This window comes from Paenibacillus sp. CMM36, assembly GCF_053570945.1.
In genome coordinates this window covers 69,361-85,181 of sequence record NZ_JBSEDY010000007.1, presented here as the reverse complement: position 1 = coordinate 85,181, position 15,821 = coordinate 69,361, and the positions used below count along the sequence as shown (strand labels likewise).

4 protein-coding genes are annotated in these 15,821 nt (G+C 43.5%); all 4 read right to left on the bottom strand.

The window, feature by feature from the left end:
• Positions 1–143 precede the first annotated feature (143 nt).
• Positions 144–1,922, bottom strand: a complete 1,779-nt coding sequence (gene aspS / locus ACWA2B_RS15505; protein WP_029515739.1) for an aspartate--tRNA ligase — start codon at positions 1,920–1,922, stop codon at positions 144–146.
• An 85-nt stretch (positions 1,923–2,007) separates the two neighbouring features.
• The gene (gene hisS / locus ACWA2B_RS15500) at positions 2,008–3,252 is read right to left on the bottom strand and encodes a histidine--tRNA ligase (protein ID WP_029515740.1); all 1,245 of its coding nucleotides are present in this window, start codon (positions 3,250–3,252) and stop codon (positions 2,008–2,010) included.
• Positions 3,253–3,857: 605 nt separating this feature from the next.
• Complete coding sequence (locus tag ACWA2B_RS15495) at positions 3,858–8,813, bottom strand: type I polyketide synthase (RefSeq protein WP_342434390.1); 4,956 nt, start codon at positions 8,811–8,813, stop codon at positions 3,858–3,860.
• Positions 8,810–15,814 (bottom strand): beta-ketoacyl synthase N-terminal-like domain-containing protein, encoded by a 7,005-nt coding sequence (locus ACWA2B_RS15490; RefSeq protein ID WP_449292372.1) that lies wholly within the window; start codon positions 15,812–15,814, stop codon positions 8,810–8,812. The genes ACWA2B_RS15495 and ACWA2B_RS15490 overlap by 4 nt, the downstream gene beginning before the upstream one ends.
• Between the last annotated feature and the right edge of the window lie 7 nt (positions 15,815–15,821).

The window sequence follows — 15,821 nt, the reverse complement described above, 5'->3', positions numbered from 1 at the left end:
TCCTCCCTCACTGATTTAAACTCTATACTTGAACTCCAGCATACAAACCACGAACCCATTATCCATAAAAGGGTAACGGGTTCACGGCATTCTATAATCTATCCACAAGCCACTCGGTGCACTTGCAAAGACAAACGTTCATCTTAAGCTTTAGGAGTAACAGGTTTCGGGGCAAGACGGATGTGAAGCTGTTCCAATTGAGCTTGATCCACTTCGCTTGGCGCATCCATAAGCAGGTCTGTCGCGCTAGCTGTTTTCGGGAATGCAATGGTTTCACGCAGGTTTGTACGACCTGCAAGCAGCATCACAAGACGGTCAAAACCGAAGGCAATACCACCATGTGGAGGCGTACCATATTCAAATGCATCCAGCAGGTAACCGAATTTATCCTTCACTTCCTCAGGCGGCAGGTTGAGCGCTTTGAACATTTTCTCCTGAACTTCACGCTTGAAAATACGCATCGAGCCACCACCCACTTCGTAGCCGTTCAGCACGATATCGTAGGCCTGAGCACGAACTTGACCTGGATCTGTGTCCAAGAGGGCCAGGTCTTCTTCCTTCGGACGAGTGAACGGATGGTGCTCCGCTACATAACGTTTTTGTTCTTCATCATAGCCCAGAAGCGGGAAGTCTACGACCCAGGCAAATTTGAATTTGTTATCGTCGATGAGGCCCAAATGACGGCCAATTTTCAGACGAAGTGCGCCCAATACATCAGCAACTACTTTTTTATTATCCGCAGAGAAGAGTAACAGATCGCCTTCTTCAGCTCCCGTACGCTCTTTCAAGGCTTCGATTTCTTCCGGTGTGAAGAATTTAACGATAGGCCCCTTGAATTCGCCTTCTTTCACTTGGATCCAAGCCAAGCCCTTTGCTCCATAACGTGCTGCAAAAGGACCCAGGTCATCAATGTCCTTACGGCTCCACGTGCCACATCCTTTGGCATTGAGAACTTTAACTTCCCCGCCCTTTTCAATTACTGAAGCAAATACTTTCACACCACTGGTTGCCACGATATCATTGACATTAATCAACTCCAGACCAAAACGCAGGTCAGGCTTGTCTGATCCGTATTTATCCATTGCTTCTGCATGTGTAATTCGTTGGAACGGTGTTTCCAGTTCTACTCCAACGGTTTCTTTGAACAATTTCACCATAAGACGCTCCATCATAGGCAGCAAATCATCCTGTTGCATGAAGGAGGTCTCAATGTCGACCTGCGTAAATTCAGGCTGACGGTCAGCACGCAAATCTTCATCACGGAAACAACGTGCAATTTGGTAGTAGCGCTCCACGCCACCAACCATCAGCAATTGCTTGTACAGTTGTGGAGATTGCGGCAAGGCGAAAAACTCACCTTCATGTACCCGGCTAGGTACCAGATAATCACGGGCGCCCTCTGGGGAACTTTTTGTCAAAATCGGTGTTTCCACCTCAATGAAATCCTCACCGTCCAGGAAATCACGGAATACTTTTGCTGCTTTGGAACGCAGCTTCAAGGTCTGATGCATTTCCGGACGACGCAAGTCCAGATAACGGTATTTCAAACGCAGTGACTCGTCTACTTCCACGCCATCTTCAATGAAGAACGGAGGTGTTTTGGATGCATTCAATACTTCGATTTCAGTGACACGCACTTCAATTTCACCTGTAGGCAGGTTCGGGTTAATCGTTTCTGCATCCCGTTTGACAATGGTACCAGTAACCTCAAGCACATACTCACTACGAACACGGTCCGCAATTTGCAGTGCGTCACCGGAATATGCCGGATTAAATACGATTTGTACAATTCCGCTACGGTCACGCAGGTCTATAAAAAGTACGCCCCCCAAATCACGACGGGTTTGTACCCAACCGTTCAATGTAACTGTTTCTCCGATATGCGCATGAGTCAATGCGCCGCATTGATGACTCCTTTTCATAATACACACTCCTGTTTATATTTAGTAGTTAATGCTATATGACAGCCAGAGGGAGACTCCCCCTGACTGATGTTACACATCTTCTTTATCCTAGTTCTTCCACCAGCTGATCCAGCTTAACAGTGCGCTGCACGCCCGTTTCCATGTTTTTCAGTGCAATTTCACCTTGAACCAGCTCATCTTCACCCAGAATCGCAGTATACCTTGCTTTAAAGCGATCGGCTGATTTCATCTGCGCCTTCATTTTACGACCCAGATAATCTCGTTCTGCGGAAAATCCAGCTTGACGCAATTTGAATAGTTGTTTGGTTACTTCCGTTTCTGCCGCCTCACCCAACGCCACCATATAGATATCTAACGGCTTGGATTCGTTCAGTTTGACACCTTGATGCTCCAAAATCAGCTGGATTCGCTCCAGTCCAATGCCAAAACCAATCCCTGGCTGATCCGGTCCGCCCAGATCTCCAACCAATCCGTTGTAGCGGCCGCCTCCACCGATCGTGTCTATGGCACCAATTCCTTCAGCTTTGAATTCGAACGCTGTCAACGTATAATAATCCAACCCCCGTACCAAACGCGGGTTAACTGTATATTCCACACCCATGGCATCCAAATTTTGCTTCACTTTCTCAAAATGTATGCGAGATTCCTCGTCCAAGCTATCCAAAATCGAAGGTGCACCTCCAAATTTGTCCTGGTCATCTTTGCTATCCAGCACTCGCAGCGGATTACGCTCAATGCGTGCTTGGCTCTCCTTGGTCAACGTATCCTTAATTGGCATCAAGAAGTCCACCAGATGCTGCCGATAAGCTGCGCGACTGGCTGCATTACCGACGGAGTTAATCTCCACCTGTACTCCTTTCAGACCCAGTTCACGGCAGAATTGATACCCGAAAGCAATAACTTCTGCATCCAGTGCCGGATCGACCGCCCCAAATGCCTCAATTCCAAATTGGTGAAACTGGCGCTGACGCCCAGCCTGTGGACGCTCATAACGGAACATCGGACCGATATAATACAGCTTAGTTACATCCGGCTCCCCGTATAGTTTGTTCTCCACATAGGAGCGGACAACCCCTGCTGTTCCTTCCGGACGCAAAGTCATGCTGCGCTTCCCTTTATCCTCAAAAGTATACATTTCCTTTTCCACTACATCCGTCGTTTCACCCACACCTCGAACGAACAAATTCGTTTGTTCGAACATTGGTGTACGAATCTCTCGATAATTAAAGCGGCGGCTAATCTCACGGGCTTTTTCCTCGACCACTTGCCATTTTTCTACACTGCCCGGCAGCAAATCCTGTGTTCCCGTCGGTTTTTGAAAGGCCATTAACGTATCCCCCCATCGTTGTATTTCATATTGTGCTCTTTCTTCTTGCTCCACTTTCAATATAAAACAAAAAATCCCTCGTCCTGTTAACATTAACAGGGACGAGGGATTGTCGTTTACAAATCACCCGTGGTACCACCCACATTCCGGAGTTTGTCCAGACAACCAGCATAAAATCACTCATTGCCCGTCAGCAATATACTGACTCCGCTCATACGTATAACGCCCGTAACGCGCAGTACGGCTATTATGCAGGACCATCCACTGTCGGCACAATTACAATGTACTTTCAGTAGGGTTTCCTCAATTGTTCGCCGCCTGTTCTCGGGGAGGTCATTCATCCGTTCATCAAGGGAATTTTTACAGCCTGGAAATTCCTCTCTGCGCTTGTGGGTTCGGAGTACTTGGTCCCGTCATCAAATCATTTTTCATTATTTTATGATTTTAATGAACCGCTTCGACAAAGTCAAGACATTCTATAGCTTCTCTGCAACTTTCTATCATTGTCACAAATGGACACGAAGAATTTCAACAAATACAAAAAAAAGCAGTCCTAGGCTTTAAAGCCCAGGTCTGCTTTTTTTGTTTATTATTTTATTATCTAACTATACTTCTGTTTGCTCAGTGAAATTCCAGCAATTCTCAAGTCTATTTTCACGTTTTGCAACCATGGGACGCGTTCTAAGTAGAGGGTGCGATGATGTTGCTGCGGTTGTAGCAACATTGAACATAGATCCTTCAGTTGCTGGGTGGGCCGTCTCATGTGGAACCCAGTAACGTTCTTTGGTAAAAGGATATGTCGGTAGATGAAGGCGATGCGGCTTATCCTCACCATATAACCTGCTCCAATCAACATGTAAGCCTCCTACCCACAATCGAGCTATACCTTCCATATCAGCTGAACCGATGTATGTCTCCAATAAAAAATCCAAATCGTCTGAATCATGAGTCCATGCTCTCTCTGACACTGTCTCTTCTCCCTGAATAAATTGCTCCATCTTATGAAGCAGCTCATCCACAGAAGAAGCAACAAAAGAAACTCGCACAGACATAGACTCCCGCCCAACTTGTAGCGTGTAGGCCAGTTCCCTAAGTCTTTCATAGCTTGCTCCCCGCTCTGATGAGCTATGAATCTTAAGAAATTGGAGCAGATTATGCACGATCTGCTTAAGGTTTTCCTCTTTCTTGGCTGAAAGTGGAATAATAACCAATGTTTCCGTGCCTGAAAGTGAGCTTGTTCCCTTCGTTTCCGATGGTACATATTCTTCCAGAATAAGATGAGTATTACTTCCACTTGCCCCGAATGAGCTTATACCAGCCCGTCTAGGTAAAGAAGAGCATGCTCCGTTCATTTCGATTTCTGGTGCTACCCATGCTTCATATTGTTGCTGAATTTGAAAAAATGAATTTTTAAAATCAATATAGGGGTTGATTTCCTTGGCATGCAATGAAGGAAATAGCTCCTTATATTTAAATTGAAGCAGAATCTTAGTTAGTCCTGCAATGCCCGAAGCAGCTTCTAAATGCCCGATATTCGATTTAATAGACCCTATCACACACTGTTGTTTGTTAAGCCCGCACTCACTAAAAGCCAATTCAAGGCCACGCATTTCTATCGGATCCCCTAATGAGGTCCCTGTGCCATGGGCTTCCACATAACCAATAGTTTGAGGATCAACCCCTGATTTCTTAATAGCGTTTGAAATGACTTCCGATTGGGCTACAGGATCTGGTACCGTAGCTCCCGAAGTTTTCCCAGCATGATTTACTGCAGAACCTTTAATGATTCCGTAGATGGAATAACCTTGCTTTTTTGCCTCGGCTAGACTGGTTAAAAGAATTGCTCCAACCCCTTCACCGGGAACGTATCCGTCTCCATCCTTGCCGAAGCTTCGGCATCTGCCGTCAGTCGAGAGAAACTGAGCTTGCTTCAAAAAAAGGTATTTGTGGGGATGAGTAACTAGGTTAACACCACCTGCAACAGCATAGTCACATTCTCCCTGTCTAATGCTCTCACATGCCAAGTGAATAGCAGTAAGAGAAGAAGAACACATTGAGTCTACAGCCATGGATGGCCCATGAAAATTCAGACAATACGAAACCATATTAGCTATTGATGAAGCTGCAATCCCAAATGCTAATGGCGTTCCACGCTGCGTCATCTCCGCACTAAACAGTTCATAGTTATTCCAAAATACCCCTGCAAATACCCCCACACTCTGATCACTGGTGGAGGGATATTGATGATGACTTTTATCAAGCGAGAACCCCGCGTCTTCACAAGCTTCCCAAGCTGTCTGCAAAAACATTCTTGCCTGGGGGTCCATCATTTCCGCTTGCGCAGCTGATATATTAAAAAATAACGGATCAAACTCATCGATTCTGCCCAGGAAGCCGCCGTGATTATAGATCTCTCTAACATCATAAGACAGTTTATTGTCCCGCCAACGCTCGGTAGGAACATTGGAAATACAATCCTTTCCCTCTTTTAAATTAAGATATAATTGCTCTATGTTATCTGCCATAGGATATTTCCCAGATAGCCCCACAATAGCAATGTCGTCATGTTGACTTCGCTTTTTCTTAACACTTGATTCAGCTTCCTCTTCCTGATCCGCGTTCATTTCCGTTAACCTAATAGAGATACCTGGATTTATCGTTATATTAGATTTCATCTGCTCCTTGATTGCTTGAACATTGCCATAGAGAACCACTGTATGAGTGCTCCCATTTGCCAATACAGCATCCAGTATATGAAGCCCATTGGACGTAGGCAGTGCTTCGCTTCCTCCCGCTTTATACAGCAAATCCTGCATATCTTCACTGATCCGCATGCCGCCTTCAGACCACAATGGCCAATTCACCGTTATCGTTTGTCCACAGCGCTCTCCCCGTTCTACTCGACCCTGTCGTTCCCATGCAAATGCATCCATCCATCCATTTGCACTTGCATAATCGGCCTGTCCTAAATTTCCAGTAATAGCTGAAGCAGATGAAAAAATGACGAAGTATTCCAGCGCATCATGTTTTGTTGCCTGATCCAGATTCCAGATACCACTGACTTTGGGTCGAAACACCTCATGTGCATCATGCATTTGTTTATTGATAATAAACTGATCTTTTACGACACCGGCAGCATGAACCACTCCCGTTACAAAACCCCAATGATCACGAATATTTGTCATTATCTTTTCTATAGCAGCCAGATCACCAACATCAGCCTGATAATACCGGACTTCTGCTCCCATTTGAACTAATGAGCGCATTTGCCTATTCTGTGGCTCAGTTAATCCGGATCTTCCAATCAATGCTATCTTAGCCTTACATCTAGCTAAATGATTGGCAACATGAAATCCTAATCCACCAAAACCACCAGTAATTACATATACACCTTGCTCTTTAAAGGGAGAAGCCATTTCCTGAAACTTTTTTTCATACAGTTTATTAACAAAACGTTCAGTAGAATCGGTTGGATACAAAACTGTCCGGGCACCATCTTCGAGATGATGGGCTTCCTGTATTAAAATATCCCTAATTTCCGCTGCCTGCCTTGTAGCCATATGTCTAATCATAATAATTTGACCATGAACTTTGTGATTTTCTAAAGAAGCTGTTTTCAGTAAACCCTCCAATGCATATACAGCTTTATGGTCTTTATCCACATCAGCAACAAGCTGAATCAGGATTTCGGAACTTCCTGATTTCTTAATGTGCGTCTGAATAAGATGAAAAACTTGTTCAAAACAATCCTCAAATTGCTGGATGGACTGTGTACTAACAGAATTAAGGTCTAATATTTTCCATGCATCGTTACTTTGCCGTTCGAACCAGGATAACAGCTTTTTGCTTCCCTTATACATGAGCGTGATATGGAGATATTCAGGATACTGCACTTGGGTTGCCGGTATCGATTCATGGCTCCAGAAACGTTCAAAGAGTAATGCTTGAGGCAAACTAGACTGTGGATCGACAGCAACTTGCGATCCCTGGTCTGTATGCTCCTCCTTTTCCTCTATGAACGCAGTTCCGCTATGTTCAAATAAAAATTCAGTTAATGCTGTAATGTTAGGGTACTCAAACAAAAGTGTAGGGTATAATGCTCCGCTCACTTTCTCCTCTAAAACCTTTACCAGCTTCAACAATTCAATGGAATCCAATCCAAGCTCATAAAACCCTTGTTGTATTCCAATCTCACTGGCAGATACATGAAGAACCCTTGAAATTTCCTCTTGCAAATAACGTTCAATAGCAGTTTTAAGAGTACGTTCGTTCTGTACTGTGGGCGTATCATAATTGTCCTCGCTCCCCACATTTTCATTGAACGCTTGAGCATGATTTTCAAGTAAATATCCAGTCAGGCTGTCGATTGTGGAAAACTCAAATAGCAAAGTGGGATACATTATCGTGTCTACTCTTTCCTCCAATACTTTAACCAATCGGAGCAGTTCGATAGAATCCAATCCTAATTCGTAAAATCCTGCACACACTTCTATCGTATCTGCATCTACCTTGAGTACCTTGGCAATCTCTTGCCGCAGGAAATTCTCAATAGCGATTTTAGTAGTTAAAGAAGAGTATTCACTTTCTTCTATTCCCACATATTTATCTTTCGAAACAGGTTTTATTTGTTGAACAGATTGCGCTTTATCCTTCTCCTCAGGCAGAGAAACTACAGGTTCCATCAGTTTTTGAATCAGTTGGGCGTCTCGGATACGTTTAACTGAAAAATTGCGAAATTCAACAGCCACCTCACCTGTCTCACTATATACAGTGATATCTCGGGATATGAGATCTGGATTGATCAGTAGACCGTCTACAACTTCTCGTTCCTCTGTATACGTATAGATGGTGCTCGGAAGCCTTTGATAAATACAAAATCGTTCTATTGAAATAGGCATATAGGGCGAACCGTCCTGGTTCACCCAATGTTGCGTTCCATTTTTGGAAAAAGACATTCCTGCCATCGATGCCCCATCCAACAATGCAGCATGCGCATAAAAATAATCGGCATCATTTTTCGCTAGCTCACTTAGCTGGAGCTTCATTACTTCCTGATTGCCCCGTTGATAGACGTTTCCCAGTGTTTTCATAAACGTGAAATGCCGAATTTTACATCTGCGGGCCAATTCATACATCTCCTCCATGTCCCACTGCTCTGTGGCATCATCCGCGAAGGCGGCAATATCGGGGCATGGTTCTATGAAAATATGCTCTATTCTATACATCAAACAATTCATATTAATAACCTCAGATGTATCCACAGCTTCCTCATTCTTTACTTTTATACTGGTCACTTTCACCTCCCAATATCGTTCCTTTGGAATGAAAGCAACTAGAATCTGCTGGTCAAAATACTCGGATGTGATGATAGGCTGCATGAACAGGACATGACGTAATTCGATGGCCTGGGTTCCTAAATAGCAATCTGCCAGTCTATAGATCATATCCAGTAAAGCCACCCCGGGCAACGTGCGTATTTCATGCACTTGATGATCCCGTACAATTAAATTGTTATGAGTTAGCCGCTGTGCATAGGTTTTGGGAGTTGTTCCTTTACTCATTGCAGTTTCCCCTCCCTATAAATCTCAATGGGTTCAAAAAATCCCTGCTTCCATTCTTCCGCTTTCCGCGTGACCGGTTTTATGGACTCCGGAATATCCATTGGCTCTGGCCAATAGCGTCGGCGGTTAAAGCGAATCCCTTCATCATCTGAACTCAATACAGCCTGAAGTGCATGTGGAACACCTTCATTACTTACGATGATATGAGCATTATTCCCTCCAAGCCCAAATGAACTGATACCTGCACGTAAAATTCCCGCTATACCTGTCCACTTCGAATGGCGCTTTACAATATAAAACGGAGAGTCATCAAAATTAAACCGTGGGTTGGGATTGCTGCAATGCAGTGTTGCTGGCAGCTCTCCACTACTCATGGACAGTAAAACCTTGATGAAACTTGCTATCCCTGCTGCACTAATCAGGTGTCCAATATTACTTTTAACACTACCAATTCCGCAAAACTGTTTGTTACCTGTAAACTTTGAGAACACAGTTGTCAATGCTTTTAGTTCAATAGGATCACCGATAAGGGTACCCGTTCCATGGGCTTCCACATAGCTAATAGTCTCAGGATGAATATGGGCATCTGCAATCGCTTTTTCAATAAGTTCCTTCTGGGCCTCCGGGTTTGGAGTAGTGATACCCATGGTATTTCCATCATTATTGAGCGCTGATCCGTCAATGACACCATAGATTTTATTGTTATCCTTGATGGCTTGTTGCAGGCGCTTTAGAACGACTACGCCACATCCTTCGCCCACACCAATACCATTAGCATCGGCACTGAATGCCTTGGAGCGCCCTTCAGGAGATATGATATTAGCGGCTCCCAGAAGTTGGTATATGGTCCCATCCAATATAATGTCCACCCCTCCAGCCAGTGCAATCTCACTCTCACCGTTCAATACGCTTTTGGCCGCCACATGTATTGCGGTTAATGAGCTGGAACAAGCCGTATCTACTATCATATTAGGGCCTTTCAGATTATAGACATGAGCCAAATGGGCAGCAATAAAATTTTGACCAACACCGATAATGGTATCTTTATCGTTTTCTTTCAGCTTTTGATAATATTTATTGGTTCTCGCGCCCACAAATACACCCACTTGCTTATTCCATAAAGCTTCTTTCGTATATCCGGCATCTGCAATCGCACCCGCGCCACACTCCAGAATTTTACGCTGTAACGGATCAATTTGTATGGCAAGGGATGGAGGGATGTTAAAATAATCAGGATCAAAATCCTCAATTTGATCCATAAACCCACCCACACTCTCAATTGCTTTTCCGGCAAACGTTTGTCTAATATGCCCCACCCGTGAGATGGGGGCTTCACGTATACTATCCATACCATTCTTTAGATTAAGCCAAAATTCATATTTATTATGAGCATCCGGAAATTGACAATCAATTCCTATTACAGCTATTTTATCATTTTTATATAAATCGTTTTCTTCCCTGTCTAGGAACGCTATATTCTCTTCTAATAAGGGAGAAACGGGCTTCTGTTCACATTCTGTATTTGTTACTCCCTGTGCTTGACTTTCTATGTTAAAAAAAGTCTCAAGTATATCCGTGTGGTTCTCAGTTAGATAGGCTGTCAAACTTTTCATGGTTGGATACTCCAAAATTACGGACGGATCAAGTGAGACTTCCTTTAATTCATAGTCCATTCTGGTGATGACCTGAGCCAGCAAAATCGAATCCATTCCATATTGTTGAAATGGAGTATCCGGTTTGAATTCGGCTTTGTCAATTCTCAATTCTTTGGCAAAAAGTGAAACCAACCATGATTGTGTCTTTTCCGTAAGATCAATTTTATCCAGATATCCACTTCCTAGATTTTGCATGGGAGCCTGTACTGGCCCTCTCTCCTCTTTCACGAACTCTGTTACCGAGAGTCTCCGCTTCATTAACTGAGTAGGGTCCCATATAACCGGATTTACCCATGCAGGAAGAATGACTCGATAGCGGGAATCTGCCAGAAGGCTGTCCAACATATTCAATCCTTCTTCGTTGGACATACTGAGCAAACCTGCTTGTTTGTATGGTTTACTGGTGACCTCCCCCATCCCCACTTCCCTCCAGCTAGGCCACTGGATACTCATTATCGAACAAGGTCCTGTAACCGACTCAGCAAAATAATCCATATATGCATTGGCCATTGCGTAGTCGCTGATCCCTGCGCCAAGTGCTGGAATAATGGCAGACACTGAAGAAAATAGCACTAAGAAGCGCAGAGGCTCATTTCTGAAACTTTGATACATGACATTTAGACCCAGCACTTTGGGATTCAATACTTGTCCAATCACCTGTGGAGATTTTCTTATAAACGCCAGATTTTCCAAATCAGCCAGACCCGCACAATGAATGACGCCACCAATAGGACCCATAAAACGCTTGACGGTTTCCACCGTAATTCGCATGGCCTCCACGTCTGATAATTCAACCGATAGGACAAATACCTCTACTCCAAGGCGTTCGATACTTTGAATTGCCCGTATCTTTGCAGCAGTTGCGCTATCCACAGCCTCAAGTGAATTCCATTGCTCCTTCGGCGGCAGTGGTTCCCTACCCGATAGCATCAGCTTCTTTACACCATAATGCTGTACAAAGTGACGCGCACAGAGTAGGCCTAGTCCTTTCGTTCCCCCTGTCACCCATAAAACATGATTTTCGGGGAATTTCCGTTCATGAACTGGATTGTGCTGTACATTGACTTCATTCAAAAACGCGCAATATCTCTGTCCATCGCGGTAAGACACTTCAGTATCCTCATTGTTGTCCATGTATTCGCAGGCAATTTGCTCTGCAAACAATCTATCAGCCATTCCAGATTGTCCATCCATATGACGTGAGCGGATATAGCTGTACTCGCTTTGCAGCATACGATACAAACCAACGTTCAAAGCTCCTGATAAATTGATTTTTTCATTCTTATAAGATTCCAAGTCTTTTGTAACACAAAGCAACATCAAATTGTTTCTATTCCCATACTCAATAAGCTTTTGCAGCCAGGAAATGTATTCAACTTCCGGCTCCTGAGCATAACCGCACCCAATCAGGTCAATACAGCCCGTATACTTATTCCACATGTGATCCTGCATCAACAGATCATCTTTAATTTCATCTCTACCTAATATTCGCACATCTGAAAAATAAGAAGCCAGACAGGCTGCAAGCTCTCCTGTATCATGAGTGGACAAGATTGCAACTGTACCAACGATATCACTTTTTCCGACAAGCGGACTTGCTGCCCATTGCTTCGTTGTATAAGACAATTTTCGAGTTTCTGATCTGTGATGATCGTCTATACTAGCTTTTCGCGAGTCTGGAGCAATGGTGGCCGCATCTGAGATAGTTTGTTTTTGGGGTACCCAAAATTTTTCCTTGCCAAAAGGATAGGTGGGCAATGAAACTCTAGAATATCCCCCATTTGCAAATAATTGATGGTAATTAAGCCCGTATCCTTGCACATACAATTCAGCTATAGTAGACAAATTTCTAGCGAAAAGAGTTTTATCATTTTCATTTATACATTTCGTAATAAATTCATTTCCATGCTGTTTTAATTCCAGATCATCCCTATTCTCAGATCCATTCAGAGCGGAAACATACATATTCGCAGTTCTTCCCGTTTCCAGCCAGTTATCCAGTATATTAGCAAGCTCGCTCGTATGACTTACAATGCATGCCAGCCGATAATCAAGGTGTTTACGGCCCAGTAACAAGGTGTAACTCATATTACCTAAATCCGGCTCTTCCACCTTCTTGCAATAAGCGCTCAACTGATGGGCCTGCTGCTGCAACTGTTCTTCTGTTCGTGCAGACAGAACGATTAAATAACTGGAGACAGGTGCATAATGCCGATTCATTTCAGGAGCTTCTTCAATCACCATATGAGCATTGGTACCGCTGAATCCAAAAGAGCTTATGGCCGCGCAACGTTTTGTATTCCAAGGAACAGACCATTCCTTGAAACTTGTATTTACATAGAAGGGGCTATCGTCCATTTTAATATTCATGTTTCCATGTTGATAATGGAGGGAAGGAACCATTTGCCGATGCTGTAAAGAAAGTAATATTTTCAGCACTCCAGCTATACCAGAAGCATATTGGGTATGACCAAGATTCGATTTAATGGTACCTAACGCACAATAGCTCTTCTTATTGGTGTATCTAGTAAATGCCCGATTCAAGGCCTTATATTCTATAGGATCACCTAACTGTGTGCCTGTCCCATGCGCTTCAACCATTTGTATATTTTCTGGATGAATCCCAAAACGATCGAATACAGTTTGTTCCAAACGTTCCTGAGATTTCGCGCTTGGTGCCGTAATCCCATTAGTAAAACCATCCTGATTGACCGCAGTACCTTTAATGACACCGTATATGTGGTCACCATCGGCAATGGCCTCCTCTAAACGCTTCAGAACAACTACACCTGCTCCTTCGCCTGGCACAAATCCATCTGCTCTATCATCAAAAGCATGGCACCGTCCAGTTGGGGACAACATATTGGCACGATTAGAATACACATAAAAATTGGGAGTTGTCTGAATAAATATGCCGCCCGCCAAGGCCATGTCTATTTCTCTCGTCCAGAGCCCCTGACAGGCCATATGAATCGCTACCAGTGAACTGGAACAAGCCGTATCTACTGCAATCGCTGGTCCATGCAAATCTAGGTAGTAGGAGATTCTGGCAGGGAGAATAGAACTAGCGTTTCCCCAAAAAGCTTGGGCTGGAGGGTTATCGTCGAGCCATTCTGCATAATCGGAAGGACCACAACCTACATAAACGCCACAGTCCTTACCTTGTATCCCCGAACCCGCATATCCAGCATCCTCCAAGGCTTTCCAAGACTCTTCCAGAAAAATACGTTGCTGCGGGTCCATGTATGCAGCTTCCAGTCCTGTAATATTAAAAAATCTGGGATCAAATCGGTCAATATCTTCTATAAAACTACCATAGTTACAATACTCTTTCCCTTGATCGTAATACTGGGATAAATCCCACCGGGATACCTCCTGGATTAAGTCATTTCCATGAACCAAGTGATCCCACAATTCCTCAACCGATGCCGACTGGGCAAAGCGCCCGCTTATACCAATAATGGCGATATCATCTTTTTTATCTTGTATTGGAATTCCTTCAGAAGTCTTTTTATTTAAAATAGAGTCATTTCTGGCAAGTGGACGGGCATTGTCGGTTGCTTTTGTTGTTTTTTCGTTGGCAGATATTCCTTTTCGAGACAAGCCGTCAGTTTGAAACCGGTTGGTCCATGTCCGTGCAACTACATCCTGATGCTGCGACAAAATATAGGAGGACAATTGACGAATGGAACTATAATCAAATAAATCAGTAGTTTCCAATTCAATGCCAAGCGTATGGTTAATCGCTTGAATAAATTGGACTCCCGTAATAGAGTCAATACCGTAATCAGAAAAGGACTCCTCAGAATCTATCATATTAACTTCGACTTTAAGAGTAATGGACAAATGTTGAAGCAAAGTTTCTTTTACAAAATACTGCACATTCTGTTTTGAAGAAGGCGATATCCGAGAAGGGACTGCTGGTGAAAACACTTCCTTATACTGTGACAAGATATATGCTGTAAGCAAATTAACCGAGCTGTAATCAAACAGATCAGTGCTTTCAAGTTCAATGTGCAATATGCGATTAATGCTCTGCACCAATTGTGTTCCCGTAATAGAATCGACACCGAAATCGGAGAACGAATCATCATGGTCAATTAGGTGAGCCATTACCTTTAAAGATTCTGATAATGTATGGACAATGCATTCTTTCACATATGTTTCGATGTCCATTCCATTCGATTTAAGATTGGTCTGTGTTGGGGCACCAGATGATGGTTGACTTGAAACCGACGTTCTTCCCCTGTCCCGCTTCGTACCTCGAGTGACCTGAACTATACCATCACTTTGCGCACTAATAATCTGCTGCCCAAGCTGGGTTTCTTCCGCTGCTAAAAAGCCAACATGATGATACCCTTCGATTTCCAATAGTTTTTTCCACTGAGTTGGATATAAGCCTGGACATCCCTGAATACGTACGGCAGGATCTTCATACATCCACCATCCCTCCAACAAACCGAAGGTCAGATGAGTAAAGATGGATTTGTCTGAAATTTCATTTAAGAGAATCAGACCGTTATTAGAGATCAAGCTCTTAGCGTTGCGTAGGGTTCGCCGGATATTCCAGGTAGCATGCAATACGTTAGCCGCAATGACAATGTCATATTTCCCTACCTCAATCCCTTGCTCGGTTACGGCTTCTTCAATATTTAAAACCTCGAATTTCAGAAAAGGATTCTGTTCTCCATAAACTCGTTCCCCATGCTTTAGAAAAGCTTTGGAAATGTCTGTGTAACAATATTCCTCAACATATTGTTGGAATGGCTTTAGTTTATCGAGAACTATTGATGTTGTTCCTCCTGTTCCCGCACCAATTTCCAGAATACGTATTTTTGTTTCTCTATGTTGCTTTAGCCTATGTTCCAAGAAAGCAGTTACCTGATCCGAGAGCATTTCATTAAAATAATCAGCAACCTTGTTATGCTTGTAAATACCTTCGACAAGGTGCATGGAACCTTTGGGAAACATAATATCAGTTGCGGGAACTTTTCCGGTTAAGATTTCTGGTAGTGCTTTTAACGTAGCTTCAACCAGTAGAACCTGGGCTCTCAAATTAGCATCTTTAGTCCAATGCTGTTTGCTTTGTTCCCATTTCCCCCAAACTTCATGAATATCGGATACGGTAGAGACAACGGCCGGATTACGTGTAAAGATATCCAAACTTTCTTTCATCCATAATCTATATATCTCCTTTAATCCATAGCTTGCCCACAAACGATCATCTTCTGGATTTGCGTTCAGCAGCCCCATAGTACGCAACTGAGCCTGTAATATCTGAATTAAAAGTCTATCTACGGCTTTTATTTGTTCTCTGTAAATGTCGAATTGCTCACCATTCTTCATGGTTGTC